This window comes from Janthinobacterium aestuarii (assembly GCF_051380835.1).
Lineage (GTDB): Bacteria > Pseudomonadota > Gammaproteobacteria > Burkholderiales > Burkholderiaceae_D > Janthinobacterium > Janthinobacterium aestuarii.
This window is the reverse complement of sequence record NZ_JBNYXU010000003.1, coordinates 257,262-281,202: the sequence shown is the minus strand read 5'-3', so window position 1 is coordinate 281,202 and position 23,941 is coordinate 257,262. Positions and strand designations below refer to the sequence as shown.

The window sequence follows — 23,941 nt, the reverse complement described above, 5'->3', positions numbered from 1 at the left end:
TCTTAGTTGCTGACTGGTTTGATGCGTCTGGCGCGCGTCGCCAGCCAGCACAGGATGGCGCCGCCGCACACCATCGCCGCGCCTTGCCAGAAGGCCAGCGACAGCGGTGTGCGCAGCAGCAGCGACGACAGCGCGGCGGACAGCACGGGGATGAAATACGAGGCGCCAGCGAGGATAGTGACGTTACCGTGAAGAATACCCACGTTCCACGCGGCGTAGCCAAAGCCCATGGCGCCGGCGGCCAGGACCAGATAGATGATGGCCTCGGCAGTGAACGCCATCTGGCCGCCCCCTTGCAGCAGGTACTTGGTCCACAAGCTGATGGAAACGAGGAGGAAAAACAGGGTCACGCCATTCTTGCCCTGCGCGAGGCGCGCCGTCACGGTGCAATACGCGGCCCAGATCAGCGCACCCGCGAAGGCCAGACCATAGCTGAGCGGGCTGCTCCGTACATTGGCCACGGTGCCGGCCACGTCAAAGCCCTGCTCGCCGCCAAGCACCCGGCAGATGCCGGCGACGGACAGCAGGAAGCCCGGCACGATGAGGAAATTGCTCTTTTGTCCGTTGAACAAGATGGCCGCAACAATGGTGAAGGTCGGCCACAGATAATTCACCATGCCCACCTCGATGGCCTGGCGCGCCGTGCTGGCATAGCCTATCGATAGCGCCAGGCACAGCTCGTAGGTGACGAACAGCACGCTGCCCCAGACCAGGTAGCGTCGCGGAAATTCGCTCAGCCTCGGATAACCCACGGACAGCAGCAGGAATACCGACGCCACGCTGTACATCATCGCCGCCCCGCCCGTGGGCCCCAGCAAGTCAGTGACACTGCGGATCAGCCCAATAATCGAGCTCCACAGCAGAATGGCGCCCAGCCCGGTCAGGGTGGCGTTGTTGGTATTTTTCATGTGTATGTCATTCAGGTGAGGCAATCAAACGCCCGGCGGCACCAGCCAGGCGCCGGGCTTGCGAAACCATACACGGTGTCGTTCGCCAGGGCAATCAGCGGTGACAATTATTGAGATTTCATCAATTATTTGCGGATACTATATTCCAGTAACCAAACTTAAACAGGTGCATTCATGTCCGCTCCCAAGTTAGTGTCCGCCAGCCTCGCCGTATTGTTCTGCGCCGCCGCAGCCGCCGGCACGCCCGCCTACCAGCCCTTCCCCAAAGGCTATGGCTATCTGGAACCGGCAGAAACCCGCGCGCTGCAGACGGCCGTAAAGACAGGCGACAACGCCGTCGTGCGCGCGCACGGCTGGCGTCTGTGGGCCGGCATCATGCAGCCGGCCACCGGCCTGGACTGGCCAGTCTGGTACACCTGGCCCAACGGCACCGACGCGTTCGCCGACACGGCGGCGTTGAGCGGCGATGCGGCAACCGCCACGGCGGACGTGAAGCCAGCCAAGCGCCGCATGGGCCGCATGGGGGCGAGTACTTTGACTCCCGTCAACGTGCAAAACACGCCGTTTTACCGCATCCCGGAACAGGTCATCGCCGCGTATCCTGGCGCCATAGTCCGCACGACGGAAGGGGGAAAGATCAAAATCAGCATCCGCGACGGCATCCACTTCGCCTTCAACGGCGATATCATGATCGCGACGGAATCGCTGAGCAAGGAGGCGCTCGATTTCATCCGCGACCCGAAACAGCCCGTCTACAAGCAAAGCACGCTCGATGCCTTGTACAGCAAGGACGATCCAGCCAAGCGCGTGCACAACCTGAAGGCGCCAGCCAGCTATGTCGTAACCAAGCACATGTATTGGCCTGTAAAAGCCAAGGGATTGACCGCATTGCCCGTGTGGCACGACGACTTCAGCGCCAAATATACCGGTTATGCGGGCTACGAAAAGTGGCGTACGGCCGTTGCCATCGACCCGGACGGCAAGCAGGTGGGCCAGATGGCCAAGGTCAGCTATCTGCACGGCCTGTACAAGCACGATACCACCACGCCATGGCCCGTCATCACCAAAGCCGCCAAGGTATACGGTTTGCAGGACTTCTACCACCACAAGGTGAGTGCAGCCGACTGGGCCAGTTTCGACGAAGCCGACAAGGCCATCATCAACGCCGCCAGCTACTGGCTGAACGGCCAGCCCTTCGGCGCCGGCGACTACCTGGTCACCGTCGCCATGCACATCAATACCAAGGAAATTCCCAGCTGGGGCCTGCAAAGCGTGTGGTGGTCCGACCGCCCCGACAGCATGCCCTATGCCGCCAACCGCCCGGCCGACATCCAGGCCACTGGACCATGGAAACACTATCTGCTGACGGAAGCCTACGGCATCCCGGAAAAAGACAACCCGGACCTGCTCCCCGTCGCCACCAACCCGTACATCGAACTGGTGACGCATCCGGTCGGCACCAGTTGCTACACCTGCCACGCCAACGCAGGCTGGCCCAGCAGTTTTAAAGCCATGACTCCGGGCGTGGCCAGCTATCAAAATCCGCAATGCCCGAACCTGCGCGCCTCGCTCAACCCCAAGAGTTCATGCCTGGCACCCTTCACCCTCACGGATTTCCAATGGATCATCCCGGATCGGGCCGTGGGTAATTAACATACGCAAGCAATTGCCGCAGCATGGCTTGATGCCGGGAGGCGCATCCTGACGACTCAGGCCGCCGCCCTGAACAGTCATCTTTTCGCGGCAATTGTCGGCACGAACAGCTTCGCCCTCGCCGCTCGCTACAGCACGCTGGCGGCAGTATCCCGTCAAATGGCTGCTTATAAAATTATTAATACCCTCCGGTGTCAGGATAATTGTCGCGTCACCTGATTCACCATAGCATTGCCGAATTTCTCCTTCCCGCCAATTACATAAGATACACCGCGACCGAAATCGCCGGCCAGGGTCTGACTGACTGAACGAAATTTTCGTCATGTGCTCAAAAGGCGATGAGCCGAACTGACCTAACTGAACAGCAATGGCGGCAGCTGGAGCCACATTTTCCGCCCACCCCACATCATGGTCATGCCTATGTTGAGCATCGACAGGTGATCAATGGGATGTTATGGCGTTTGAGAACTGGCGCACCATGGCGTGACATCCCACCGCGTTATGGCCCATGGCAGACCTGTTACGACAGATTCGTGCGCTGGTCGCGCGATGGCAAGTGGCAGCGGCAGCTCAAGGTCATGCAAGCAGTTGCGCAGGCATCCGGCCGTATCGATTGGGATGGCGCCGCGCTCGACGCAATCCGTGTGAAGGCGCAACGTAGCGCTGCTGGCGCGAGGAAAACACTGCCTGCGGCAGAAAAAAGGGGGACGTAACTGACGAGCGGCTAGAGCGCTCCCGCAGTGGGCTCACCAGCAAGATTCATCTGTGCGTCGATGGCAATGGGTTTGAGTGGTTCACTTCGAGCAGGAAGCCCGCTTGGCGCAAAATGGACAGGTCGGACTCGCCGGCATTCTTGCTGCTGGTGTTCTGGCCGGACGCATCCGGGAAAATCTTCACCTGGTGGCCTTTGTCCTTGAAGTCTTCCTTCAGGATCCTGGCCATGGCCGGCGTATCGCGCACCTGCACGCGCTCGGCCAGCGTGCGCGGCAGTTGGCGCGTCGTCGTCCGGCTTCACGTCCTTACTGGCTTTCAGCAGGTTCATGCCGATCTCGGCGGCGCCGTTGGCCATCCTCGTCAGCACTGCGATATCGCCCAAGGCCAGGCGGCTCTGGTCGTCCAGCGGCTCGGCGTCATCGGTCTCGCCGCCCTGTTGTGCGCGATGCCGGATAGCCGATGCGCGGTGGCAGCGCCATATCGTGCGGCGCCTGCCAAGTGCATCGAGATTTCTTTCAGCTCGTCGGCCAAAGTGCGCGCACTTATCTGCGCACCAATCGGCAGCGCACTAAATGCCGACTCTGCCGCAACCAATTGATTGCAACGTCTTTTATTTGTTTCGTCTGCGCACCAAAGCGCTTCCTGATCGCGGCTTCGGATACGCCGAATTCCCGGGCAAGCGCCCGGGCCGCCTCCCCCTTGAGGAGTCGCTGGCCTACCGCTGCCCACTGCTTTTCGGTCAATGCTGATTTGCGCCCCATGTGTATTCCATTTCTTTGCTACGGGGATGGCTCCAAGTCGAGCATCACGGGCGGCATCGTTGAGCCCACTACCCACAGCCGAACGGCGTCGCCGGCATTCAACACGGCCAGTTCCCCTGCATCTGGGCGCCAGTACGACACCACTGCAGGCAGATTTCTTCACGGAAGATAGATACGGAAAAGTCATACGGCAAACAACCAATTCTCTATAGAATTTGTGTCCTTGGATACAATCTGCCGTGCTGAGTACGCCTACCTCAGGGGAAGTGAATGTCCTACACGATTCGTTAGTCTTCTTATCTACAATTTAATTTCTCACTACGCGATGGCAAACATCACGGCAGTGTTTCTGAAATCAAATTGGAGATATATCATGGCAAACAACCAAGACAACCAGCACGGCAATCAAGGTAAAAACCAATCCGATGATCGCAATTCCAGTAAAGGGGCAGGCACCTCCAGTTCGGCTGGCGGCCAGAAAAAATCAGGCGCATCTGGCAACAGCCAAAGCGGTAGCGATGGCAACAGCGGCCGCGGTTTTGCATCGATGGATCCTGCTCAGCAACGCGAGATCGCTGCAGAAGGCGGACGTGCTGCGCATGCTTCTGGAAATGCTCACGAGTTCAGCTCCGAAGAAGCGCGCGCGGCTGGCGCCATGAGTCACAAGAACGATGGAAATCAACAAAGCGGCAGTGACAGCAGCAACTCGAAATCGTCGTCCAACTCGTCGGGTGGCGCCACGCGCGGCGGCACGCCTGAACAACACGCTGAAGCAGGCCGTCAAAGTCACAAAAATGACGGCAATCAGCAAAGCGGCTCGGGAGGTACCGGCTCAGGTGGGGGCCATTCGTCGTCGGGCGGTGGCAATAACGGCGGCCACTCGAAATCGTCCGATTCCAGCTCGGGCAAGCGGAAATAAATTTTGAGCATTAAGGCACACTTCATCAGAAGTGCGCCTTTCTTTACCTGGAGAAATAATCATGGCCACCCAACGTACTCAGGCAGCTGCCAGTCACAATTCGAATTCGGTTTTGAGTGAAGACAAAATCGATGCAATCGAACTTCTTACCCAAGACCATCGAAACGTCGAAGACCTTTTCGAACAGTATGAATCACTGAGCGAGCGGGCGTTTGCAAGCAAAAAAAAACTCGCACAAAAAATTTGCCTTGAACTTACAAAACATGCCACCGCCGAGGAAGAAATTTTCTATCCCGCTGTTCGCCAGGCGAATAGAAAAAATGCAGATACTATCGACGAAGCAACCGTCGAACATGCGTCCGCCAAAGAACTGATTGCGCAAATTTTGGCAATGGAACCCAGCGAAGACCTTTACGACGCAAAGGTAAAAGTCCTATCTGAGCAAATCAAGCATCATGTGAAGGAGGAGGAAGGTGAAATGTTCCCCCAAGCGCGCGATGCAAAACTTGATTTAGCTTCGTTAGGAGCACAAATTGCTGCTAGGAAAACAGAAATTACACTGCCGGAACCTAGCCAACATTGATAGCTTAAGTGTAGAAGCGTTACCCCCAGCCTTACTATTGAGGTTTCACACTGTCCAGTCCTAAAATAGGTTGACAGTATTTATTGCTATCTAAACGCCCGATGCACCGCATCGGGCGTTTTGTATTGCAAGGCCGTATGCGGCCGTTCCTGATTGTAGATCAGCACCGATTGCGCCACCATTTGCTCGCTTGCTTCAGGTCTGCCGGCCGATTGAGCAAGAACTCGCCTTTCAGAATGCCATTGATCCGTTCGGCCAGCGCATTCTGATAGCAGTCGTAGCCATCCGTCATGGAACAAGTCAGTCCATGACGACGATGAATTTCTTGGTAATAAGTGGAGCAGTACTGAATGCCACGATCAGAATGGTGAATCAACGGCGTCTTGCGCCGTCGTGCTCGCAGGGCCATCTTCAGGGCTTCGCTGACCTCTTCGGTTTGCAGGCTCGCGTGCACGTGGTAGCCCACGATCTTGCGCGAATACGCATCCGTTACCAAACTGACATAGACGAATTTGCCGGCGGTCGGCAGATAAGTGATGTCGGCTACCCATACTTGCTCCGCTCGTGTCGCCAGCACTTGATCCGGTCCTGCTTTCAGTAAATTGGGATGGCGCCGGAACCGGTGATGACTGTTCGTCGTCTTGTGATAGGCCCGCTGCGGCTGCACCAGCAATCGCTCCCGCCGCAAGATATCGAATAGCCCGTCACGCCCTACCTTGATATTCGCCTGGGAAAATGCGTCGCCCAGCATGCTGTGCAACTTGCGTGTCCCCACACGAGGCTGGCGCAAGCGTATCGATTGCACCAGTTGCATGACCGCTTGTGCCCGCGCCTTGCACTGCCGTTCGCGCTGATGGCTTTGGTAATATGCTTGGCGGCTAATGCCCATGCAGCGGCAGGCCTTCTCAACGCTTAATCCTTGGACTTGCTTGCGCGAGATGACCTGCCTAAAGGCTTTTTTACCACGATGCCATATTCGTCACGTATGACGTCGATGACCGCCTCGAACAGCGCGGATTTCTGTTTTTCTTCCTTGAGTTGGCGTTCCAACTCCTTGATGCGCTGCTCTGGCGTCAGTGGCTTGGTCGGTGTGTCTGTCATGGTCGCTCTCCGTTGGCTTCGGCCCCTGGGATGCGTCCAATCCTGCAGGCCGTGTTTGCGACACCATACCAAAACTGTCGACCGACCTTGTATTCCATAGCGCATTTGCGCCTGCTTGTACGTCAGCTCGCCTTTTTCCACCTGCTCCACAACGCTCAATGTAAAAGCCAGGCTGTAATCTCGCTGACTGCGCCGAAATCCTTGTTCCATCGGACACTCCTTCTCTGTATCGAAAAAGTGTCAACTTATTCCAGAATGGGTCACAGAAAACAAAAAAGCCCGAATCGCGCGAGCGTCGGGCTTGACTTGCTCCCACGACTATAGCGCGTGGTGAGCGGCAAATTCAGGGCGTGCAGACACGACGCTGGGTCTGGGTACTGTCGCATGTTCCAGCTATCGGTGGCGCCAGGCGCACATTACGATTTCCGGAAGAGTTTTCTTGAATAAGAGCCTGCATTATACAACGGAATACTGTTTGTAAACACAGGCGCGGCATATTTTTCGCTATCGGTCGCCGCCGCGCAACAGGCCAGATGCGCGCCCCGAGTGGCTGTCGGCAATGGCACTCAATTCGGACACCATATCCTTGACGCGCTCCAACTCCAGGCCGGCCGTGCCGTGAATAGCGGCGGCGCCGGAACCCTTGCAGCTGGTGCAGATGCCGTTGCCCAGCAGCGCCTTGACCCCGGTGCCGCTGCAGCCCTTGCAGGTACTGTCGAGCCAATGCGCCAGCGACTTCTCGGCCACGCGCCGGTAAAGCGCCTGCGCCGCCGCAGCATCCCATGCCGTGTTCGCCGGTACCCAGCGCCGCATCTGGCCGCGGCGGATCACCTCGACCGTCCAGATGCGCAGCAGCTGCGCCAGGTTCTGCTGGTTGCCCTCGAACATTCGGTTGAGCGTGCCGTCGGCGTACTTCACGCGGCACAGCAGCGCACCGATATCGCCAGCCAGCGCCGCGGCGGCCAGCGGGTCCGTCTGGTGGTGCTGCGCGTCGTCCATCAGGTTGCTCGATCCAATCGACGCAATGTACTTTTCAGCAAATCCCATGCTCTACTCCTGTCCGAATTCGACAATCGTAGCATGCGATGTCAGCAGCCTGGCAGAGGTAAGCGTCAGGAGCTGCGCAAGCTATGTGTCGCTAACTTTAGTTAAAACAAAAAAACCTCAACATGTACCTGACACAAGGTTCGCACACTCGGCGCCAAGCTGGATTGCGGACAAACTCTCGAAGGTTGTTGATGAAATTTCCCGCATCGCTACTATCATAAAGAAACCTTGATGTCCGGTAACAAGAACGTTCGGGAACCTCATCAGGCGCTGGAAAATATAGTTCAAAAATGTGTCATCCGAATTTACCCACGCTGCTGGCCATAATATTAAACTTTAACAGTTATAATTGGTGACAAAGCGAGTATTTGCGTGACATTTTCAGAAGCATATCGAGTTCAAATAAAATTATTTTGAAAAATGTTTTTTTCCACAACAAGAGGTGTAGCATTCCTCTCAGCTGAGTCGTTACATTTATTTTCTTTTACATTGAAAGGTAATTTATCATGAGCAATGTACCTGTACCGGGAAACTATGTTTCTGAAGATAAGAATTTCACATTCAAAATAAGTTCGGCCGATTCGTCGAATGGCGTCATCACCGGCGTGTATAACGCAAACTATAGCCCTGTCGGCCCACTGACCGCCGAAGGTAAAGTTGGCAACTATGCATGGGTGTTTAACAAGAGCCAAGGCAGGGATGGCGTAGCACCATTCACCATCGGTTTTGGCGGCAGTTCTCGTCCTGACGGCCGTCCATATTGCATTAACGATGTTTGGACTGGAGCCTACCAAACTGATAACAGTATTCTCGCCGAGGGCGTGCGCTCGTTCGTAAATCAGGACGGCGTGATCCAGGTCCGCAGCCTCGGCACATTGCGTTTCGCAATCGCTTAATTAGCACCAGCAGTACGAAAATCAAGTAATGATTTTATGTAACCACTCAGCCAAATTTAATAATATTATCTATACAAGCATCGCTTTCTTTATCGATTATTGCCTCAGCACAATTAACATCGATAAATTTGTTTCGAAATATAGTAGTTTCTCTCCTTCCAAGGAAATAAGCCTTACCCATCACCTTGCTGGACTGGAAGTCCGGCATTTCAAATGCCATAGCCCGGTGCGTGCCTGACGGCAGCACGGCAGGCTTCGAGATGTGCCGCTTTCGCGGTTTCTTGTTCACATCCATCAGAATTCCTCCGTTTTCAATTCACCAGCAATTTTTCTATCGGCCATCATCTTTTGATAAAAGACCTTCCACTCCTCTCGGCCAAAATTCGCTTTTGAATTGCACGCTGAGCACAAGCAGATTAAATTATCAGACCTGCAATCCTGCTTCTCATAGTTGATGTGGTGCGTAGTTAATCTGGAATCCACGCCGGCGCAAGTCGGGTTTCTGCAAGTAGCTCCGTCTCGCTCGATGATCGCCTTACTGATCTCACGGAAATTCCACGGATAGGGAAAGCGCGACATCCCTCCGGACCAACTGGGATTGTCCTTGCCCTTCATGAGCGTCGATCGACGTGCGAACGAGCACATCTTGGAGCAACAATGATGGCGCCTCGCGTGACTGGTCGGCACTGAAAACGGGGCTAAACATACCTCGCATTGCTTCTCCGTTCGCTTGAGCGGTGCGTGCGTGAGATGCCTTCCACGCTGCGACATGCCAACGCATTTAAGCGAACAAAAACGGGATGCCGCATGGACTGGCTTCACGGAGTATTGTGTCTTGCATATTTCGCATTCTTTGTTAATCAGGCCGCCCTTCCAGCGCGGGTTATTGGATCCAGCCACATCCAGTCCAGCCGCATTAATCGCCATTGCCGCCCCCTTCAATTCTCCAACCACCGCCCTCGCGCTTAGGCTTGGCGCGGACAATCAAAAAGCGGATTGGATAGAGATCGGCGGCAACCTTAATCTTCACATTTGCATCCTCCATCATGTACCCCTTCACTTCATGCGCCTCCAGCGCACCGTCGGCCATCGTTGCGGATGAAGCGGTCGATGTGGTCGGCATCGCGCAGGATCAGGCCCAGGTCGTTGTACTTCGTTTGGGCGTCGTTCTGCCCCATGTTGTGCGGCGTCTTCGAGCAGCCACGGATGGCCTTGCAGATGTCGGCCGGCGAGTAGCCCTTGAGCGCCTTGACGATCAGGCGCTTGCGTTTTTCGTCCAGAACCGACTTGGGCGAGTCCATGACTTTTTGCCAGAACGCGAAGATCGTCTTCACGTGGTCGAGCTGAGTTTGCTCGACAAGAGTCTCCTTCCCTTCCTGTTCCCCTTGCCGACGGCATACACGGCCATGGTCGCGCCGGCGCGCGGATGCGGCTTCCAACTGGCGATGCAAATCTTGCGATCAGCGTGCAGCAAGCGAATCCAGCGCAGCACTGCCGCCTGGCTGACGCCTGACTTGATGACGATATCGGCTTTGGTGCCGGGCATGGCGCCCAGCACGAATTCACGGAAGTTAATGCGCGTCATGTGTGTTCCATATTTTGTTTTTGGTCATTGGGAACTGCAGCGAGCAGGCCCATCGACCGTAAAATTTCGTGGGTGCGGTTCACGGCCGCGCGAAAGGCGACCTCAAGGCCAGCCAGTGACAGATCAGCCGGGCGCGGGCGCCGGCCGTCGAGCACGTCAGGATTTATCGTCATACGCGAGCCTGTTTTCGTAACCTGGTGCTGGAGAGTAAGTCTTGCCATCAACGATCCTGCCGTTCGTGCGCCTGTTGATGGTGCTCATACCGACACCAAGCGCGGCCGCAGCTGCAGCCGAGCTGGAATACTCCACGCCATTTACCGACCAACGTTTGGAGGTGCGCTTATTCTCAGCCTGCGCTGTCCAGTCTGCCCATAAGCAGTTGCCTGGACCGTAGTTCCCATTGGTGTCGCGCCGCTCCAAAGTCAGCCCTTCAGGGCAATCACCCATATCTGCGTAAAACGCTTCAAACGTTGCCCATTCGACTTTAATTCCCCGGGCGCCATAGTTTTTAAAGGCCTTGTTACTTTTTCGGTAGCAACGCGCAAGCATCGCTTGCCAGATGTGATAGATGGCGGTGCCGGCCTTGCCATGCACTGTTTCCTGCAACCTGGCAGCTTTAGCTTTCTCGCAGCCACATGACGTGGTTCGGCCTGATGAAAGCCCACCCCCGTTGGCGTGTAACAACTTTCCCGCAATCACACTGACATTCAGCTATTGGATTCTTTGGGTGTTTGATTAGCCGCAGCACAACCAACTTGCCGCATCGTGTTCCTTTAACTATTTTCATTTCATCAATCCTTTTTGCCTAAGAATGGCTTGGCTGGTAATCCGAGCCTTATCAAATCGAGCGTCAACGTCCGATCGCGCCATATTCCCCGCGTATCCACCGTCCAGCCACGAATGGCACAAAAAGCAAGCGAAACAGCCCTCTTCATCGCGCGCTTTCAAGCCCGCGCCCTTGCCGTCGCAATATCGGTTTGAATGCGCCCACACAGTTGTGGCTGTGTCGTTATGGCAAATCCCGGGGAAATTGAGCGTGCAGTCCTGGCCGCGCGCGGCGCGCCGGATCGGCGTCGGGACAGGGCCTTTCGACTTCAAGCCGGCCTTGCGCTTCGGCGCCGTGCGCTGGTGCGACTGCACGGAGAGCATGCCGGTGGTGGGCATGGGCGAGGTGCGCTTGAATGGGGTGCGTGCCAGCGGTTTTTTTCTTTTATTTAACGTGCTTGTCTTCATGTTATTATTCCAATAAGCAACTTCAAACAACCGCCGCCGAAGAATTTTTGACCTTCAGTGGCGCAACGAGTACCCACAACGTGAATAATCAAGCCAGATTCGATTTCTACGAAAAGCTCTATTTCCACGAAATAGAGGCTCGTGAGCAAATGACGACGCGGCTGCAAATCCCTCTTGCCATGCTGATAGCCGTGATCGGCGTCATGGGATTCATGGTGCAAAACCTGGACAGGGATCAACTTGGCAACTGGACCATTGCTTTCCAAATTAATTTCGGCATTGCAGCGGCGCTCATTCTCATCAGTGCCGGCTACTGCATTAAATCTGCATGGGGATACAATTACGATTTCATTTCCTTTGCCAGTCAGTGGCATGATTATCACCAGCAGTGCATCACGCTGTACGCATCTCAACCCGCAAAAAAACGCGCTGCCTTGATAGAGGGAGCCTTGCAAAAATGCATTCGAGATAAATATATTGATTGCGCCACCGTAAATGCGGCCATTAACGAAAAGCGTTCGTACAGGTATCACTTCACAATTAAGTACTTCATCGTTGCAGTTGTGTTTGTCTCGATAACTTTTGCCTGCTACTTTTTTGGCGGACTTGATAAATCGCTTCGCACGAAACCCATCGAAGTGAATATTGTTTCTTCCATCCCACTGAAAGGAGTTGAAATGGCCGCCCATCCGCCTGCACCGCCCCCGCCGCCGCCGCCGCCCACACGTCACGTGAGAGATGACCGACGCCCTTCCGCACCACCACCTAGGAGCCCAAATGGCAAGTAAGCCACCACCACCGCCGCCACCGCCACCACCGGCTACGAGATCAGTAAAGACGGAAGTGATTCCGCCTGGTCGTATAGCAGTACATAGACCACTGCCGACGAAGTCCAAATAAAGCGTTCCCGTCAAATAGCCCAAACTAATGTTTGGTTCGTCCGCTCCTTCGGTCGGGCTATTTGACGCACAAAAAATATTCCTCTCACTCATGGCGAAATTCCTTTCGCAATAACGGCAATTGGCTCACGGCGCACTCCCAGCACTACGGATTGCGCGGCGTGCCAGCCGCGCAGCGTGGGCCTCTAGCATAGAGTCCGCCTTGCCGTCCAGCGCGGTGCCGAAGTGCGCCTTGTACGCATCGCGGCCTTCAAGTGTCGCGGCCGTCCAGCCGTCCTCAAGCTTGTTGACGATCGACACGGCCAGGCCACGCTCGATCAGACTGTCGCGCGCAGATTTGCTCGGCTCGTAACCATGCGACAAAGGGCCGCATTCGATGAGTGCTACAAGGGTGTCGATCTCGGCGCCGGTAAAGGTCAATTCGCTCACGATGCATCCTCCATCGCGCGCTTGACGCCAGCGCCGTCGAGTCCAGCAGCCTTACAGCCCAGGCGAGTAGCGTGGAAATAAGTCATTTCGTTGGCAGCGCGGCCAGCCGTGGCCAGGCCGGCAACCACCAGGCGCTGCATGGCCTCGTGCTGCTGGCCGCTGCCAGCGGCAAAGTAATTGCGCCAGCCCCACTTGGATTTCGGGTATTGCGTCACGGCGCCCAGCATGTGCTGCAGCTTGGCGAAGTCGCCAGGCAGGATCGCGTCGCGGACGGCCGCCAGCGCGCATGCTGCACATTTGCCGCGCTAGGCCAGCTGCTTGGCGGTGGTACGTTTGCCGCAGGAGCAACGCTGGCGGATCAGCGAGAATGCCGGCGCCTTCTGATTCGCCAAATGCTGGCGGGTAGTCCTCGATAGGTCCGGGATCATGCTAGAATTTCCTTATGGCAATTACAATCAATCATTTCAAAACGAGGGTTATCCGGTACCCATTGTTTGCGTTGGGGCTCACCTGCGCCTTGACAACTACTGGTCTGTATGCGGGTCTCAATACGGCAGAATGGGCTTACTGGATCGCCGCAGTTGGCACTGTGGGGACCTTGCTGGGCACGACTTGGCTGGCCACTTCGGAGTCTCGACGGCGCGCGCGACAGGAGGCAGCGCGAGGGTTTATAGTGGCCGCTGCATTGGCGCCTCGGTTGAACAAACTCGCCTATCAAATAAGTTGCTTCCAGGGAGAACTGATCTTCACAGAATGGGAAGAAATGACTCATGGGCGCCCGCATGAGGTGGCGGCAAAATTTATAAACATCGACTATGAGCCGGCTAGCACTGAAGAACTGATCGCCCTCGAAAGCATGTCCGATAATTGCGCAACAAAACTGGCATTCGTCCAATCGCAATTTTCGATGGTAAAAAGCGACATTGCGGCCTACGCGCAAACAGCTGGAGACCCGCGCCGCCCGCTTCCTCCGTCTACCGCGCGAGTCTGGCTTGACTGGGTAGAAGATCTCGCCGATCGAGTTAATGTGATAGCGCGGCAGATGAACGATGCTGCACAGACCCACGCTGTCGCGCCGTCTCAACTTGATCTCTACGGTGAGCCCGATGAATAGCATCACGCCACCCTCGCAATCTCGCGCTCATGCATGAAGTTGGCGAGGATCAGCGCCTTCGCCATGGGTGGGCAGACTGAATTGCCGCACATGCGCACCTGGGCGCTCTTCGTCAATTTCAGGCCCTGGGCCGGGTCGTCTCCGATGATGTAATCGTCAGGGAATCCCTGGGCCCGGAACAGTTCGCGCGGCTGCAGCATGCGCAAGCCGATGTCCACGATCTGATAGTCCTGGCCGTGTATCGTCACCAGGCCGAAGCGGTCGCGGCTGGTGACGGTGGCCAGCGGGTCGGCCAGGCCTTGGGACTGGTCGGTACCGTAGTAAGCCAGCAGGAATGAACGCACCTCGGCATGGTGCTGGCCGCCGGCGCTGACGGTGCCCAGCGGCTCGTCGGTACCTGCCGCCGTGCTGGTGCCGCGCAGCTTGATCATGTTGCTGGTGACAAGCGCTGATTTGCCGCCACCGCCTGCCGTGACCGTGCCAAGTGGCGCATCGGCGGCGTGGCCCACGCTGGCGCCCATGTCGCGCTGGATATGCGCCGCTATGGCACTGGCATCTTCGCTGCGAGCACGGTCAGCCCATTCTTGCATCGTGCGGAATGCAGCGGCCTGCTGCTCGACCGGCGCCTGCGATGAAAGCGTCGCTTGAGGGCTGATCGGCTCCATATTTGCCGTGACGATGCCCATGGCATTGCCGGTGCCGGGCCGGGCCTGCCGGCCACCAGCAGTGACCGTGTGCAAGGGTTCATCGAGGGGACTGCCGGTGGCGCCCGTGCGGAATTTAGTGATGTGCGCCGACACCATGCTGAAATGGCCTCCCTTAACCTGGGCGCATATCGTGCGCAGCGGCTCGTCGGCCGGCATCACGCGCTGGTTGCTCGCGTTGGCGTGCTCCGTCAAGAATGCCGTTACCAGGCTGTGGTGGTCGCATGCGGTGACTGTATCGATAGGGTCGGTCAGGTCGGAGCCGACGACGCCCGTGTAATGTTTGGCCAGGAATGCGGTGGCCACGGCCTTGTTGCCGCTGGCCGTAACGGTACCCGGTGGCGCCTCGACGTCGTGCGCACCAGTGCCCCAGCGCTTGACGCCGCCGGGCGACACTTCGCCGTGAGCGGCATCAACCAGCACGGCTGTCACCAGCGCCGCGTCGGCCTTCGACGTGGCTGTTGCTGTCGGCTCGTCAACGCCGCGCGGGCGACTCTGGCCAGCACGGCCGCCGACGCCGGTCAGCAGCGCCGATACCAGCGCCTGGTTGCCGGCAGCGGTGATCGTCGGTACCGGCATGTCGGCGCTAGCGCCAGGGTGGCCAGTGGTATTGGTCATGACGAACGGGGCAAGCTCGGCTTCGATCAGCGCATGCTTCGATGCCGCGCCCACCACCGTGCCCAGCGGCTTTTCAATGTCGAGCGCGCGCGGCTCCTGCGCCGCTTGCAACAGCATGATGTTTTCCTCTTCCCCGCAGCGCGGGCATTCGGCGGGCGCCAATCCGCCGACGCCAGTAGCGTGCTGGTCGTGGAATTTGTCGCCGCAGGCCTCGCAGTGGTACAGCGCCGGCCGCTCTCCATACCCCACCTGCACCAGCGTGGCCACGCCCAGCGCCTTCTCGCCGCGATGTGCGCCAGTGATGGTGCGGAATGGCTCGCCGATGGATTCGGTGCGGTCGCCGCCCTGGTGAGTGACCGGAACGATAGTGGGTGCGCAGAAATAGCTGTCGTTGCGCGCCAGCAATGTGCCGAACGGCTTGGCCGTCGGGCGTGGCTCGCCAGCGCGTGCCGGGCCGCCGGCGCCGACGATGAACGGATTGGCCGCATCGACCACATATCGCATGATGCCCTTGGCGATGCGGCGCAGCGTGGCCGGCGCCAGCGGGTGGTCGCGTTCGAAGATCGACGGGCATGGCAGGCTGAAATCGATGCACTCGGCCGCCGTGCGATACGGCAGCAACTTGCCGGCGCGCACGCCGATGCTGTCCGGCGCGCCATGGGTTGGCTCTGGCCACTTGATGGCGATGCCGTCGCGGCGCGCTACCAGGAAGAAGCGCTTGCGGATGGTGGGAGTATCGTGGTCGCAGCCGCGCATTTCGCGGTAGTCGACGGTGTAGCCGTGGGCGCGCAACTGGCGGATGAACGAATCGAACGTCTTGCCCTTCTTGGCCGGGTCCGGCTTGGCGGTGCCGTCAGCTTCGACCAGCAGCGGGCCCCACGTCTTAAATTCCTCGACGTTTTCCAGCATGATGACGCGCGGCTTGCACTTAGCCGCCCAGCGCAGCGTCACCCAGGCCAAGCCACGGATGCGTTTCTCGACGGGCTTGCCGTCCTTGGCCTTGCTAAAATGCTTGCAATCTGGCAACAGCCAGACCAGGCCCACGGGACGATTGTTTGTGACCTTGATCGGGTCGACGTCCCATACGCTCTCACACAGGTGCGTGGTGTGCGGGTGGTTTGCCGCATGCATGGCCAACGCTTCGGGGTCATGGTTGATGGCGATATCGACCGGGCGGCCGAATGCTTGCTCCAGGCCGATGCTGGTCCCGCCGCCACCGGCGAAATTGTCGATAATGAGCTCGCTGCCCAAGTCGAGGGACAAGGTGAAGACGTCGCGCTTCATGGGCGCACCTCGACAAACTGAGGTGCAAAATGAGCGCATGGCGGACTGGAGGTGGTCATTGTCACGGGTGCACCGAAAATAGCTGCCACCAACGGATCGCGGCCGTGCTCGCCGCGCGGCCAGTTGCTGCTTCGATTGCGGTACAGGTCGAATTCGTCCTGGTCGTCCAAGTCGGGCATGCCGTACAGGGCGCGCGAATGGGTTGCGGCGGCCTCGATCAGCACAAGGTGGCCGGCCTTGACCAGCTTGGCCAAGCGCTTGCGCACGGTTTCGCGGTGAAGAGTCAGGTCCAGGGCGATATCGCCAATGGTTGCGGCGCCACAGCGCTTGACCGTTGCCAGAATATCGGCGGCGCGGTCGGCGTTGGCAGAATTGCGGATAGATGCTACGCCAGCAGGCGGGCGCGTGCGATTGTCAGCTTGGCCAGTCACAATGCCACCTCGCCAGATCCGGTATCGACGCCCTCAATCGGTGCGAGATTAAGCGCACTGTCGTCCATTTCACGCCAAAAATTCCACACGTCAGTGACGGAAAGCAGCATGTCCGCCTCATCAAAGTTATTGTCGAGAGCGAGAAATGCCATTTCAATGAATTTGTCGGCTGGCAGTTCGGCGCCGCGCAGTTGGTGAAGCTCGTTGACGGCGCCAGCAGCCATGTGCGAGATCAGCTGCGCGTGTGTCACGCGCTGATCAGTAACAAGCCGCAGGAAAAGGATTTGAGCAGCGGAAGCATCACAACCAACTGCGATTCCCCACAATCGAACCAAATATTGCATTGTGGAGTTCATCACTTCGGCTGCATACAGCGCCAAACGCAAATGGCTGGCAGCAAGAGCAATCACCCCTTCCATGCGGGCGCCACTGAGCATTTTCTCGCAGACAGCATTGGACATTTTCCTTTGGCGTGCCAGGCGCTCGGCATGAGCTGCGGCATCGAACAGCGAAAACGACGGGAGCATGGCCTCAACCACAGTTATCGATATGGAAGCGCTAGCGGAATCGCAGGATCGCTACGACATCGTGTGCAAAGGGTCTGGCGCTAGCGGTCGCGCAACCGAGCGCTCGGCCTGGCGCGACCTGTGGGAATCGACAGGCGGCGACTGGGATGCCAATGCGTGGTGCTGGGCCATTACGTTCAAGCGGGTGACGCCATGAAGCGCCTGCTTGCCTATGAGGTGCGAGAGCCTAACGAGGGCCATTGCGTGATCGTCTTCGCTACCAACAACGCCGCAGCGCGGCGCGAGGGCGGAAGCGAGCTGGACTGCGAGTTTGGCGAGGTGGAGCACTGCCGTCGCCGGCCTCATTTTGACCAGTACGCGCCCGCGGGCCAGTACCGCCGCTCGTGCTGATAGAGCATGGATGATGGTTTGAATGCCATCACTGCAGCCGCAAGATCGATGACTACATGGACGACGAGAACTTCGATCCAGATAACTGCACTCCTGTGGCGTCGGGCCAGAACGTGTTTTGCTGCTCGACTTGCCAGGCGCGGAACCATGCCGAGCGGCGAGCCAACGGCGCCGCAAAGGTTGCTTTGATTGAGCTGTTTGAAGCGAAGTTTCCCGGCTGCTCGATCAAGGCAGTGCACGTCTACGGCGCCAAGCTGGAGCCCCGCGACGATGGCGGCGGAATGAAGTGCACTGTTTCATTCTTATTCCCGGGCTCACGATACGGCGCGACCTACGAATATGGATCGCCAGAACTGTACGTTGCGCAAGGTGATCTGCCGGCCTACTACGCCTGGCGCGGCATTGAGCCGCCTGCGGAGGTGCCATGACCGACTTGAACGACCTGAGCAAAGCGCGCTGTCAGCCGCAATGCGTGGCGGCACCGCTGGCTGGGGCAACATCGGCTCTGCCGATGACCATGTCCGCTACAGCGAGAAGAAGCCCAAGCGCCCTGGCCGGCGGCGCACCTGCTACTGCGGTTGCAACGGCCCGGCCACCCATAGCGGGATGGCAAACGGCGTGGCGCTGACCAGCGCATGCGAGCTGGGCATCGCTCGCTGGGTTCGCACTGGCAGCGTCCGCGCGACGCGATGAGCGGCAAAACGAAACGGCCGGCCGCCGCGCAGGTGGCGGTGACCCTGATCCTGATTTACGTGGCGGCGACCCTGGCGGGCGTCTTGGCCGCTACAACCTGAAAGACGAATATGAAAAAGATGATTGAAGCAGCACCGGTGGCACGCGATGAATATGGCTTTTGGAGCCACCCCGACCTACCAGGCTTTGAAGAGGATGAAGGCGACAAGTACCGCTTGTGGCTTGCACAGCATCAGATCATGGCCAAGCGCGTCGACATGGAGGACGACGCCTCGGACGAGCTCAACGACCGCGTGATGGATGGTGACATCGCCGCGACCGCCGATTGGACGCCCACCTCACCGGGCCCGGACTGGTTCCTGCTGGCCATCTACGACACCGAGGACGGCCCGGTGGCCTGGTCCGCCTCTCGTGCGCCAGCGGCAACATGAGCGCCCGCACGCCGGCGCCGGCCGAATCGCCGCGCGAGCTGGCCGACCAGCACGACCTGCGCCTGCACCGCGCAAAGCAGCTGGCCAGGCCGCTGGGCTACCGGGGCTTGAACTGTTTTATCAGTGGGTTCTGCTGGCACAAAGGCGATGCCGACATGACCGTGTACATAGAGGGCCTGGCCGAACCGGTTGCGCCCACCGAAATAACCATATTGGAGCAACCGCAATGATAAATAACGAGCAACACAATCCACCCGTCAGTGCAACGCCCACCGATTCATTCCAGAGCCGCGTGCAGCCATGGATGATGGCGTGCTTCGGCGCCAAAATCTCTGCTGACGGTGCCGAGCGCAATCACCGCTTCCTGGAAGAATCGCTAGAACTGGTGCAGGCATGCGGCTGCACGGCCAGCGAAGCGCACCAACTGGTCGACTATGTGTACGGCCGCCCTGTCGGCGAGCGCGCGCAGGAAGTCGGAGGCATCATGGTCACGCTGGCCGCGCTGTGCCTGGCCCAGGGCTTGGACATGCACGCCGCTGGCGAGACGGAACTGGCCAGGATCTGGACGAAGGTCGAGGCGATCCGCGCCAAGCAGGCGGAGAAGCCGAAGCACTCGCCTCTGCCGGTAGCAGTGCCGACATTGGTGTCCGGGAGCGCGCCATGAACATGAGCGAAGTCGAGATGCGACACATCGCCGAAATGGTGGCAGCGTTGGACAAGGCTAGTGGAAAGCGCGCCGCCAACACGGCCTCCGAACTGAACAGGCAACAGATCTGCGCCGCGCTGGGCGTCAGCGAATCAACGATCCGCCGGCTCGAACAGGTTGGCCTGCCCTATACACCGGTCGGCACGCGCTCCAAGCGCTACGACCTGAATGAATGCAAGAACTAGTTAAAGGAGAATAATCAATGTCCATCTGGGACGACAAAGACGGCAGGAAACACGTCGGCCTTGAGGTTGGCGGGAAAAGAGTTCACCGAAAGTTGCCGAAAGGTGCAACTGCGAGTGATGCCAAGCGAGTAGAGGCGGAGCTTCGCTCTGCACTCGTACGCGCGACAGCAGCATCACCCAGGCAGGTCAATATACCCGGCGACCCGCCGATGACCGAAATTCTCGCGATATATGTAGAGCATTCGGAAAGTCTGCGCAGCGCCGAAACGTCGCGGCACCATGCTATGCGTCTGGGGCCATGGGCAGTCAAATACAAAGCGAGCGAGGCGCAAGAATTTGCCGACCACGTGATCAGGGATATGAGCAAGAAGGTCACTGATAAGACAACAAGAAAAATGAAGGCGGCCTACGCGCCCACTACGATCAATCGTTCGCTGGCATGCGCAAAGAAGGGTTTGGCGCTCGCTTGGCGTCGTCGCCTTATCCCGGGAAACTATGGCTTGAGAATAGAAAACGTTAGCGTAGATAACAAGCGCGAAGTATTCCTGAGCGTGGACGAGGTGAGAATAATTGCAGAGCACTGCACCGAGCAGGCTCAGGCGGCGATTTGGGCTGCACTTCTGACTGGAGCAAGACGTGGCGAGCTTTTCCAGATCCGGCGAGAAGATATCGGCGTCGACACCATCAGGCTGCCAGCAAGCCACACAAAGACGTTGAAGACCCGGGTGATACCGATCATCCCTGCACTGAGGCCTTGGCTCAAGCACTTTCCGCTCACGATCTCAGTCGACGGCCTGAAATCATCTTGGCGTAGAGCGAGGGTAAAAGCGCGGATGGAGCATGTGAATTTTCACGACCTGCGCCACTCGTGTGCAAGCATCATGCTGGGCTTGGGAGTTGACCTTTACACAATCAGCAAAATCCTCGGCCACAGTAATGTGCAAACGACTCAGCGTTATGCCCACCTACAAGTCGACGCGCAGCGTGCAGCACTCAGCAAGCTTTCGGCCCTGGTACAAAAAAAGTAAATCACACCCGGAAATCACACCCGAAAAAAAAGCCAACCACATGATGTGTCGGCTTTCTCTGTAAGTGATTGATTTCACTATGTATTCTTGGTGGGAAGTGCAAGTTTCGAACTTGCGACCCCTGCAGTGTGAATGCAGTGCTCTACCCCTGAGCTAACCTCCCGAAGCGAGGCGAATTATCGCATAGGTGTTGCGGCATCTGCAAGGGCTGGCAACAGGAAATTTACCTTGCCCCGCTTTTTTCTCAGGCGGCCGCTGGCGGCGACGTGACGGCGGTCCAGATGCACTGGCCTTTGGCGGCCTTGTCGAGGCCGGCGATGGTGGCTTCATGGGCGGCGAGCTCGTCGGCAGTGGCGCTCTGGAAGATGACTTCGGCCAGGGGAACGATTTCCAGCACGGCGCCGTCGGCGGCCACTTCCACTTCTTCTTCCATGCTCAGGCTGTTTTGCCCGCGCGTCATGGCCAGGTAGACGTCGGCCAGCAATTCGGAGTCGAGCAGCGCGCCGTGCAGCTTGCGGTGGGCGTTCGAGACGCCGTAGCGGTCGCACAGGGCGTCAAGCGAGTTGCGCTTGCCCGGATGCATTTCCTTCGCCTGCACCAGGGTGTCGATCACGCCAACTACTTGCTCATGCACGGGTGGCAGGTTCAGGCGCTTGAATTCCGCGTTGAGGAAGCCGATATCGAACGGGGCGTTGTGAATGATCAGTTCGGCGCCAGCGATGTAGGCACGAAACTCGTCGGCGATTTCCGCGAATTTCGGTTTGTCGCTGAGAAATTCCGTCGTCAATCCGTGGACGGCCAACGCGCCCTCTTCCGAATCGCGCTCGGGATTGATGTAATGGTGAAAATTATTACCCGTCAACATGCGGTTGTTCAGCTCGACCGCCCCGATCTCCAGGATGCGGTCGCCCGTGCGCGGGTTCAGGCCGGTGGTTTCAGTATCGAGAACAATTTGACGCATGGCGGATTCATTCGTAAAAGCAAAAAGCGAAGGCCACAGTATAGCAAACCTGTGCCCTGCGATTACAACTCCCGAGCTTGGATACTCTTACGCGCGCACGGTTTCCACGCCCAAGTTGGCCAGCTGATCGGCCCGTTCGTTGCCCGGATGCCCATTATGGCCGCGCACCCAGCGCCACTCCACTTCGTGCACGGCCTGGGCGATGTCCAGCGCCTGCCACAGGTCGACGTTCTTCACTGGCGCCTTGGCCGCCGTTTTCCAGCCGCGCGCTTTCCAGCCGTGGATCCATTCGCTGATGCCCTTCTGGACGTACTGGCTATCGGTATACAGCACCACTTGGCAGGGACGTTTGAGCGCCGTCAAGGCTTCGATCACTGCCTTCAATTCCATGCGGTTATTCGTCGTATTCAGTTCCCCGCCATAAATTTCTTTCTTGGCGCCATCGGCCACCATCAGCGCGCCCCAGCCGCCCGTGCCGGGGTTGCCCTTGCATGCGCCATCGGCGTAAATCTCAACCTTATCCATCTTGCTGTTCCCGCCTTTTATTCGTGACCGGTGCGCCTGCGGGCGCCGTCGCCGGTTTCTTGGTCCACGCCGGACCGATCAAACGCATCCCTTTGACGCGCTTGATCGCCTGCACTATATACACTGCGCCCAGATATGGCCACCAGCGCGCGCCCGCCTTGTCCATGAAGGCGTTGCGGCGCAGCCATTTTTCTGTCCTGCAGGCAGGTGCGTAGCAGCCAAAGTAGCTTTGGCTGACGCCCATGTTGAGCAATTTTAACCAGTCTTTCATGCGCGGCATAGAGATCAGCTCGCCCGCCTGCGGCAGGTAGTGGCGGCCCGTGACCCGTCCCAGGCCCTGCCGCATGCCCCACAGGCTGGCGGGATTGAAGCCGCAGACGATCACCCTCCCTTCCGGGATCAGCACGCGCTCGACTTCGCGCAAGACCTGGTGCGGCTCAGCGGCAAATTCGAGTACGTGCGGCAAGACCACCAGGTCCAGGCTTTGCGAATCGAACGGCAGCTCGTCAAAGGCCGACACCAGGGTCAGGCGCTTCTCTTGCGGCGGGCGCGGAGGCAAGCGCGCATCGAGCAGCCATTTGTTCGGCATGCGGTTGGCGGCCAGCGCGTCGAGCTGGGGCAAACCGATCTGCACGGCATTAAAACCGAAGATATCGACGGTCAGGCTGTCGAGACATTGCTGCTCCCAGGCGCGCACGTACAGACCGGCCGGCGTCTGCAGCCAGCCGTCAAGCGCTATAATGGATTTTTCGGATGCCACACTGTCCATTCAGTTTTCTCTTTTGCTCATGACACACTCCCCTGAACACGCTCTATCGGTACTTGCCGTGCCCGCCTTTGCCGACAATTACCTGTGGCTGATCCACGACGGCCGCCACGCCGCCGTGGTCGACCCCGGCGACGCGATGCCCATCCTCGATGCGCTGCAAGCCCATCAGCTGACCTTGTCCGCCATTTTACTCACGCATCACCACGCCGACCACACGGGTGGCGTGCCTGAATTGTTGCAGCATTTCGCCGTACCCGTCTTCGGCCCACGCAATGAGGCTATCACAGCCATCACGGAACCGCTTGCCGAAGGTGATGTCGCACACGTGCCCGAGCTGGGCCTGCAAATGACCGTCATCGACGTGCCCGGCCATACGAAGGGGCATATCGCCTATGTGCGCCAGCGTGACGAGCGTAGCGGCGCACCATGGCTGTTTTCCGGCGACACCCTGTTTGCGGGCGGCTGCGGCCGCCTGTTCGAAGGCACACCGGGCCAGATGGCCGATTCGCTGGGCAAGCTGGCCGCCCTGCCCGACGATACCGAGGTATTTTGCGCGCATGAATACACCTTGTCCAATTTGCGCTTTGCCAACGCCGTCGAGCCGGGCAATGTGGCCTTGCAGGAACGCATCGCCATCGACACGGAAAAGCGCCAGCAGGGTTTATCGACCGTGCCGTCGACCATCGCCCTTGAAAAGGCCACGAATCCCTTCCTGCGCTACCGCGAACCGGCGATCCTGACCAGCCTGAAGGTGGAAGGCAAGCTGACGGCAGATGCCTCCCCCGTGGAAGCGTTTGCCGCGCTACGGATGTGGAAAAACAGCTTTTAAGCTTCTACTTCCAAAAAG

The 23,941-nt window shown here is 58.3% G+C and carries 36 protein-coding genes, 1 tRNA gene and 2 pseudogenes; 17 read left to right on the top strand and 22 right to left on the bottom strand.

All coding sequences use genetic code 11. The features are described 5' to 3' along the window. Positions 1–2 precede the first annotated feature (2 nt). Positions 3–908, bottom strand: a complete 906-nt coding sequence (gene yddG / locus ACQ4WO_RS10855; RefSeq protein ID WP_436481410.1) for an aromatic amino acid DMT transporter YddG — start codon at positions 906–908, stop codon at positions 3–5. A 174-nt stretch (positions 909–1,082) separates the two neighbouring features. Between yddG and ACQ4WO_RS10850 the strand changes: the two genes are divergently transcribed. Together ACQ4WO_RS10850 and ACQ4WO_RS10845 are read left to right on the top strand one after the other, a co-directional pair. Next, the gene (locus ACQ4WO_RS10850; protein ID WP_436481409.1) at positions 1,083–2,561 is read left to right on the top strand and encodes a hypothetical protein; all 1,479 of its coding nucleotides are present in this window, start codon (positions 1,083–1,085) and stop codon (positions 2,559–2,561) included. Positions 2,562–2,899: 338 nt separating this feature from the next. Further along, positions 2,900–3,274 (top strand): IS5 family transposase, encoded by a 375-nt coding sequence (locus ACQ4WO_RS10845; protein ID WP_436481407.1) that lies wholly within the window; start codon positions 2,900–2,902, stop codon positions 3,272–3,274. Positions 3,275–3,320: 46 nt separating this feature from the next. Here ACQ4WO_RS10845 and ACQ4WO_RS10840 read toward each other — a convergent pair whose 3' ends face one another. Then, positions 3,321–3,503: a hypothetical protein gene (locus ACQ4WO_RS10840; protein ID WP_436481406.1), complete on the bottom strand. Its 183-nt coding sequence runs from the start codon at positions 3,501–3,503 to the stop codon at positions 3,321–3,323. Here ACQ4WO_RS10840 and ACQ4WO_RS10835 point away from each other — a divergent pair. Continuing rightward, complete coding sequence (locus ACQ4WO_RS10835; RefSeq protein WP_436481405.1) at positions 3,502–3,873, top strand: hypothetical protein; 372 nt, start codon at positions 3,502–3,504, stop codon at positions 3,871–3,873. The genes ACQ4WO_RS10840 and ACQ4WO_RS10835 overlap by 2 nt on opposite strands. Here the strand turns inward: ACQ4WO_RS10835 and ACQ4WO_RS10830 are convergent. After that, positions 3,818–4,036 (bottom strand): helix-turn-helix domain-containing protein, encoded by a 219-nt coding sequence (locus ACQ4WO_RS10830; protein WP_436481404.1) that lies wholly within the window; start codon positions 4,034–4,036, stop codon positions 3,818–3,820. The two genes, ACQ4WO_RS10835 and ACQ4WO_RS10830, sit on opposite strands and share 56 nt — an antisense overlap. A 373-nt stretch (positions 4,037–4,409) precedes the next feature. On the opposite strand from ACQ4WO_RS10830, the gene ACQ4WO_RS10825 reads away from it, so the two are divergent. Together ACQ4WO_RS10825 and ACQ4WO_RS10820 are read left to right on the top strand one after the other, a co-directional pair. Continuing rightward, entirely contained in the window at positions 4,410–4,955 is a 546-nt protein-coding gene (locus tag ACQ4WO_RS10825) for a KGG domain-containing protein (protein ID WP_436481402.1), read from the top strand. A gap of 61 nt (positions 4,956–5,016) precedes the next feature. Further along, positions 5,017–5,538 carry a hemerythrin domain-containing protein gene (locus ACQ4WO_RS10820; protein ID WP_436481401.1) on the top strand — a complete coding sequence of 174 codons (522 nt, stop codon included), beginning with the start codon at positions 5,017–5,019 and terminating at the stop codon, positions 5,536–5,538. Between the two features lie 86 nt (positions 5,539–5,624). Here ACQ4WO_RS10820 and ACQ4WO_RS10815 read toward each other — a convergent pair. Then, a pseudogene (locus ACQ4WO_RS10815) lies at positions 5,625–6,849 on the bottom strand (IS3 family transposase). 294 nt (positions 6,850–7,143) lie between these two features. Beyond that, complete coding sequence (locus ACQ4WO_RS10810; RefSeq protein ID WP_436481400.1) at positions 7,144–7,686, bottom strand: hypothetical protein; 543 nt, start codon at positions 7,684–7,686, stop codon at positions 7,144–7,146. Between the two features lie 506 nt (positions 7,687–8,192). On the opposite strand from ACQ4WO_RS10810, the gene ACQ4WO_RS10805 reads away from it, so the two are divergent. Further along, positions 8,193–8,582, top strand: a complete 390-nt coding sequence (locus ACQ4WO_RS10805; RefSeq protein ID WP_436481399.1) for a hypothetical protein — start codon at positions 8,193–8,195, stop codon at positions 8,580–8,582. A 46-nt stretch (positions 8,583–8,628) separates the two neighbouring features. Here the strand turns inward: ACQ4WO_RS10805 and ACQ4WO_RS10800 are convergent, their stop codons facing one another. From ACQ4WO_RS10800 to ACQ4WO_RS10770, 7 genes are all read right to left on the bottom strand, one after another. Further along, positions 8,629–8,877 (bottom strand): hypothetical protein, encoded by a 249-nt coding sequence (locus ACQ4WO_RS10800; protein ID WP_436481397.1) that lies wholly within the window; start codon positions 8,875–8,877, stop codon positions 8,629–8,631. Next, complete coding sequence (locus tag ACQ4WO_RS10795; protein ID WP_436481395.1) at positions 8,877–9,197, bottom strand: HNH endonuclease signature motif containing protein; 321 nt, start codon at positions 9,195–9,197, stop codon at positions 8,877–8,879. The genes ACQ4WO_RS10800 and ACQ4WO_RS10795 overlap by 1 nt, the downstream gene beginning before the upstream one ends. Positions 9,198–9,498: 301 nt before the next feature. Further along, on the bottom strand, positions 9,499–9,630 hold the full coding sequence (locus tag ACQ4WO_RS10790) for a hypothetical protein (protein ID WP_436481393.1): 132 nt from the start codon (positions 9,628–9,630) through the stop codon (positions 9,499–9,501). 13 nt (positions 9,631–9,643) lie between these two features. Continuing rightward, positions 9,644–9,916 (bottom strand): hypothetical protein, encoded by a 273-nt coding sequence (locus ACQ4WO_RS10785; RefSeq protein WP_436481392.1) that lies wholly within the window; start codon positions 9,914–9,916, stop codon positions 9,644–9,646. Then, positions 9,913–10,167 carry a hypothetical protein gene (locus ACQ4WO_RS10780; protein ID WP_436481390.1) on the bottom strand — a complete coding sequence of 85 codons (255 nt, stop codon included), beginning with the start codon at positions 10,165–10,167 and terminating at the stop codon, positions 9,913–9,915. The genes ACQ4WO_RS10785 and ACQ4WO_RS10780 overlap by 4 nt, the downstream gene beginning before the upstream one ends. A gap of 156 nt (positions 10,168–10,323) precedes the next feature. Next, positions 10,324–10,761, bottom strand: a complete 438-nt coding sequence (locus ACQ4WO_RS10775; protein WP_436481389.1) for a hypothetical protein — start codon at positions 10,759–10,761, stop codon at positions 10,324–10,326. A gap of 189 nt (positions 10,762–10,950) precedes the next feature. After that, positions 10,951–11,400, bottom strand: coding sequence for a nuclease domain-containing protein (locus tag ACQ4WO_RS10770; protein ID WP_436481387.1), 450 nt, complete (start codon positions 11,398–11,400; stop codon positions 10,951–10,953). A gap of 80 nt (positions 11,401–11,480) precedes the next feature. On the opposite strand from ACQ4WO_RS10770, the gene ACQ4WO_RS10765 reads away from it, so the two are divergent. Then, entirely contained in the window at positions 11,481–12,188 is a 708-nt protein-coding gene (locus ACQ4WO_RS10765) for a hypothetical protein (protein ID WP_436481386.1), read from the top strand. A gap of 237 nt (positions 12,189–12,425) precedes the next feature. On the opposite strand, the gene ACQ4WO_RS10760 is transcribed toward ACQ4WO_RS10765, so the two are convergent. Next, positions 12,426–12,728: a hypothetical protein gene (locus ACQ4WO_RS10760; protein WP_436481385.1), complete on the bottom strand. Its 303-nt coding sequence runs from the start codon at positions 12,726–12,728 to the stop codon at positions 12,426–12,428. Next, the gene (locus ACQ4WO_RS10755) at positions 12,725–12,955 is read right to left on the bottom strand and encodes a hypothetical protein (protein WP_436481383.1); all 231 of its coding nucleotides are present in this window, start codon (positions 12,953–12,955) and stop codon (positions 12,725–12,727) included. Before ACQ4WO_RS10755 ends, ACQ4WO_RS10760 begins: the two co-directional genes overlap by 4 nt. A gap of 215 nt (positions 12,956–13,170) precedes the next feature. On the opposite strand from ACQ4WO_RS10755, the gene ACQ4WO_RS10750 reads away from it, so the two are divergent. Continuing rightward, entirely contained in the window at positions 13,171–13,842 is a 672-nt protein-coding gene (locus tag ACQ4WO_RS10750) for a hypothetical protein (RefSeq protein ID WP_436481382.1), read from the top strand. Between the two features lie 2 nt (positions 13,843–13,844). On the opposite strand, the gene ACQ4WO_RS10745 is transcribed toward ACQ4WO_RS10750, so the two are convergent. The 4 genes and pseudogenes from ACQ4WO_RS10745 to ACQ4WO_RS10730 form a co-directional block, all read right to left on the bottom strand. Further along, positions 13,845–14,273, bottom strand: a complete 429-nt coding sequence (locus tag ACQ4WO_RS10745; protein WP_436481688.1) for a DNA cytosine methyltransferase — start codon at positions 14,271–14,273, stop codon at positions 13,845–13,847. A 1,137-nt stretch (positions 14,274–15,410) separates the two neighbouring features. After that, positions 15,411–16,448, bottom strand: a pseudogene (locus ACQ4WO_RS10740) (DNA cytosine methyltransferase); the annotation flags it as partial. Beyond that, positions 16,445–16,879 (bottom strand): helix-turn-helix domain-containing protein, encoded by a 435-nt coding sequence (locus tag ACQ4WO_RS10735; protein ID WP_436481380.1) that lies wholly within the window; start codon positions 16,877–16,879, stop codon positions 16,445–16,447. The pseudogene ACQ4WO_RS10740 and the gene ACQ4WO_RS10735, both read right to left, overlap by 4 nt. Further along, complete coding sequence (locus ACQ4WO_RS10730) at positions 16,876–17,406, bottom strand: hypothetical protein (protein ID WP_436481379.1); 531 nt, start codon at positions 17,404–17,406, stop codon at positions 16,876–16,878. Before ACQ4WO_RS10730 ends, ACQ4WO_RS10735 begins: the two co-directional genes overlap by 4 nt. 192 nt (positions 17,407–17,598) lie before the next feature. Between ACQ4WO_RS10730 and ACQ4WO_RS10725 the strand changes: the two genes are divergently transcribed. The 8 genes from ACQ4WO_RS10725 (at position 17,599) to ACQ4WO_RS10690 (ending at position 20,839) form a co-directional block, all read left to right on the top strand. Continuing rightward, a complete protein-coding gene (locus ACQ4WO_RS10725) occupies positions 17,599–17,796 on the top strand; it encodes a hypothetical protein (RefSeq protein ID WP_436481378.1) in 198 nt (65 codons plus the stop codon). 56 nt (positions 17,797–17,852) lie between these two features. After that, a complete protein-coding gene (locus tag ACQ4WO_RS10720; RefSeq protein WP_436481376.1) occupies positions 17,853–18,224 on the top strand; it encodes a hypothetical protein in 372 nt (123 codons plus the stop codon). 207 nt (positions 18,225–18,431) lie between these two features. Then, positions 18,432–18,590, top strand: coding sequence for a hypothetical protein (locus ACQ4WO_RS10715; RefSeq protein ID WP_436481374.1), 159 nt, complete (start codon positions 18,432–18,434; stop codon positions 18,588–18,590). Between the two features lie 9 nt (positions 18,591–18,599). After that, positions 18,600–18,920 carry a hypothetical protein gene (locus ACQ4WO_RS10710; protein ID WP_436481373.1) on the top strand — a complete coding sequence of 107 codons (321 nt, stop codon included), beginning with the start codon at positions 18,600–18,602 and terminating at the stop codon, positions 18,918–18,920. Then, entirely contained in the window at positions 18,917–19,150 is a 234-nt protein-coding gene (locus ACQ4WO_RS10705; RefSeq protein ID WP_436481372.1) for a hypothetical protein, read from the top strand. The genes ACQ4WO_RS10710 and ACQ4WO_RS10705 overlap by 4 nt, the downstream gene beginning before the upstream one ends. Then, positions 19,147–19,584, top strand: a complete 438-nt coding sequence (locus ACQ4WO_RS10700; RefSeq protein WP_436481371.1) for a hypothetical protein — start codon at positions 19,147–19,149, stop codon at positions 19,582–19,584. Before ACQ4WO_RS10705 ends, ACQ4WO_RS10700 begins: the two co-directional genes overlap by 4 nt. Then, the gene (locus ACQ4WO_RS10695) at positions 19,581–19,811 is read left to right on the top strand and encodes a helix-turn-helix transcriptional regulator (protein WP_436481370.1); all 231 of its coding nucleotides are present in this window, start codon (positions 19,581–19,583) and stop codon (positions 19,809–19,811) included. The genes ACQ4WO_RS10700 and ACQ4WO_RS10695 overlap by 4 nt, the downstream gene beginning before the upstream one ends. A 17-nt stretch (positions 19,812–19,828) precedes the next feature. After that, positions 19,829–20,839: a tyrosine-type recombinase/integrase gene (locus ACQ4WO_RS10690; RefSeq protein WP_436481369.1), complete on the top strand. Its 1,011-nt coding sequence runs from the start codon at positions 19,829–19,831 to the stop codon at positions 20,837–20,839. An 88-nt stretch (positions 20,840–20,927) separates the two neighbouring features. On the opposite strand, the gene ACQ4WO_RS10685 is transcribed toward ACQ4WO_RS10690, so the two are convergent. From ACQ4WO_RS10685 to ACQ4WO_RS10670, 4 genes are all read right to left on the bottom strand, one after another. Next, positions 20,928–21,002 (bottom strand) — tRNA-Val (locus ACQ4WO_RS10685). 81 nt (positions 21,003–21,083) lie between these two features. Continuing rightward, a complete protein-coding gene (dnaQ, locus tag ACQ4WO_RS10680) occupies positions 21,084–21,800 on the bottom strand; it encodes a DNA polymerase III subunit epsilon (RefSeq protein ID WP_034755584.1) in 717 nt (238 codons plus the stop codon). Positions 21,801–21,887: 87 nt separating this feature from the next. Then, a complete protein-coding gene (gene rnhA, locus ACQ4WO_RS10675; protein WP_034755581.1) occupies positions 21,888–22,325 on the bottom strand; it encodes a ribonuclease HI in 438 nt (145 codons plus the stop codon). Further along, complete coding sequence (locus ACQ4WO_RS10670) at positions 22,318–23,094, bottom strand: class I SAM-dependent methyltransferase (protein WP_070302723.1); 777 nt, start codon at positions 23,092–23,094, stop codon at positions 22,318–22,320. Before ACQ4WO_RS10670 ends, rnhA begins: the two co-directional genes overlap by 8 nt. A 19-nt stretch (positions 23,095–23,113) precedes the next feature. Here ACQ4WO_RS10670 and gloB point away from each other — a divergent pair, with 19 nt between their 5' ends. Beyond that, positions 23,114–23,923 (top strand): hydroxyacylglutathione hydrolase, encoded by an 810-nt coding sequence (gloB, locus tag ACQ4WO_RS10665; RefSeq protein ID WP_230518602.1) that lies wholly within the window; start codon positions 23,114–23,116, stop codon positions 23,921–23,923. The last annotated feature ends 18 nt before the right edge of the window (positions 23,924–23,941 follow it).

Excerpts from the sequence above, each read along its gene's own strand:
- yddG (WP_436481410.1), bottom strand. The coding sequence starts at position 908 with ATGAAAAATACCAACAACGCCACCCTGACCGGGCTGGGCGCCATTCTG.
- ACQ4WO_RS10850 (WP_436481409.1), top strand. The coding sequence starts at position 1,083 with ATGTCCGCTCCCAAGTTAGTGTCCGCCAGCCTCGCCGTATTGTTCTGC.
- ACQ4WO_RS10845 (WP_436481407.1), top strand. The coding sequence starts at position 2,900 with ATGAGCCGAACTGACCTAACTGAACAGCAATGGCGGCAGCTGGAGCCA.
- ACQ4WO_RS10835 (WP_436481405.1), top strand. The coding sequence starts at position 3,502 with ATGGCCGGCGTATCGCGCACCTGCACGCGCTCGGCCAGCGTGCGCGGC.
- ACQ4WO_RS10840 (WP_436481406.1), bottom strand. The coding sequence starts at position 3,503 with ATGGCCAGGATCCTGAAGGAAGACTTCAAGGACAAAGGCCACCAGGTG.
- ACQ4WO_RS10830 (WP_436481404.1), bottom strand. The coding sequence starts at position 4,036 with ATGGGGCGCAAATCAGCATTGACCGAAAAGCAGTGGGCAGCGGTAGGC.
- ACQ4WO_RS10825 (WP_436481402.1), top strand. The coding sequence starts at position 4,410 with ATGGCAAACAACCAAGACAACCAGCACGGCAATCAAGGTAAAAACCAA.
- ACQ4WO_RS10820 (WP_436481401.1), top strand. The coding sequence starts at position 5,017 with ATGGCCACCCAACGTACTCAGGCAGCTGCCAGTCACAATTCGAATTCG.
- ACQ4WO_RS10810 (WP_436481400.1), bottom strand. The coding sequence starts at position 7,686 with ATGGGATTTGCTGAAAAGTACATTGCGTCGATTGGATCGAGCAACCTG.
- ACQ4WO_RS10805 (WP_436481399.1), top strand. The coding sequence starts at position 8,193 with ATGAGCAATGTACCTGTACCGGGAAACTATGTTTCTGAAGATAAGAAT.
- ACQ4WO_RS10800 (WP_436481397.1), bottom strand. The coding sequence starts at position 8,877 with ATGGATGTGAACAAGAAACCGCGAAAGCGGCACATCTCGAAGCCTGCC.
- ACQ4WO_RS10795 (WP_436481395.1), bottom strand. The coding sequence starts at position 9,197 with ATGAAGGGCAAGGACAATCCCAGTTGGTCCGGAGGGATGTCGCGCTTT.
- ACQ4WO_RS10790 (WP_436481393.1), bottom strand. The coding sequence starts at position 9,630 with ATGATGGAGGATGCAAATGTGAAGATTAAGGTTGCCGCCGATCTCTAT.
- ACQ4WO_RS10780 (WP_436481390.1), bottom strand. The coding sequence starts at position 10,167 with ATGACGCGCATTAACTTCCGTGAATTCGTGCTGGGCGCCATGCCCGGC.
- ACQ4WO_RS10770 (WP_436481387.1), bottom strand. The coding sequence starts at position 11,400 with ATGAAGACAAGCACGTTAAATAAAAGAAAAAAACCGCTGGCACGCACC.
- ACQ4WO_RS10755 (WP_436481383.1), bottom strand. The coding sequence starts at position 12,955 with ATGCTGGGCGCCGTGACGCAATACCCGAAATCCAAGTGGGGCTGGCGC.
- ACQ4WO_RS10750 (WP_436481382.1), top strand. The coding sequence starts at position 13,171 with ATGGCAATTACAATCAATCATTTCAAAACGAGGGTTATCCGGTACCCA.
- ACQ4WO_RS10745 (WP_436481688.1), bottom strand. The coding sequence starts at position 14,273 with ATGATCAAGCTGCGCGGCACCAGCACGGCGGCAGGTACCGACGAGCCG.
- ACQ4WO_RS10730 (WP_436481379.1), bottom strand. The coding sequence starts at position 17,406 with ATGCTCCCGTCGTTTTCGCTGTTCGATGCCGCAGCTCATGCCGAGCGC.
- ACQ4WO_RS10725 (WP_436481378.1), top strand. The coding sequence starts at position 17,599 with ATGAAGCGCCTGCTTGCCTATGAGGTGCGAGAGCCTAACGAGGGCCAT.
- ACQ4WO_RS10720 (WP_436481376.1), top strand. The coding sequence starts at position 17,853 with ATGGACGACGAGAACTTCGATCCAGATAACTGCACTCCTGTGGCGTCG.
- ACQ4WO_RS10715 (WP_436481374.1), top strand. The coding sequence starts at position 18,432 with ATGCGAGCTGGGCATCGCTCGCTGGGTTCGCACTGGCAGCGTCCGCGC.
- ACQ4WO_RS10710 (WP_436481373.1), top strand. The coding sequence starts at position 18,600 with ATGAAAAAGATGATTGAAGCAGCACCGGTGGCACGCGATGAATATGGC.
- ACQ4WO_RS10705 (WP_436481372.1), top strand. The coding sequence starts at position 18,917 with ATGAGCGCCCGCACGCCGGCGCCGGCCGAATCGCCGCGCGAGCTGGCC.
- ACQ4WO_RS10700 (WP_436481371.1), top strand. The coding sequence starts at position 19,147 with ATGATAAATAACGAGCAACACAATCCACCCGTCAGTGCAACGCCCACC.
- ACQ4WO_RS10695 (WP_436481370.1), top strand. The coding sequence starts at position 19,581 with ATGAACATGAGCGAAGTCGAGATGCGACACATCGCCGAAATGGTGGCA.
- ACQ4WO_RS10690 (WP_436481369.1), top strand. The coding sequence starts at position 19,829 with ATGTCCATCTGGGACGACAAAGACGGCAGGAAACACGTCGGCCTTGAG.
- dnaQ (WP_034755584.1), bottom strand. The coding sequence starts at position 21,800 with ATGCGTCAAATTGTTCTCGATACTGAAACCACCGGCCTGAACCCGCGC.
- rnhA (WP_034755581.1), bottom strand. The coding sequence starts at position 22,325 with ATGGATAAGGTTGAGATTTACGCCGATGGCGCATGCAAGGGCAACCCC.
- ACQ4WO_RS10670 (WP_070302723.1), bottom strand. The coding sequence starts at position 23,094 with ATGGACAGTGTGGCATCCGAAAAATCCATTATAGCGCTTGACGGCTGG.
- gloB (WP_230518602.1), top strand. The coding sequence starts at position 23,114 with ATGACACACTCCCCTGAACACGCTCTATCGGTACTTGCCGTGCCCGCC.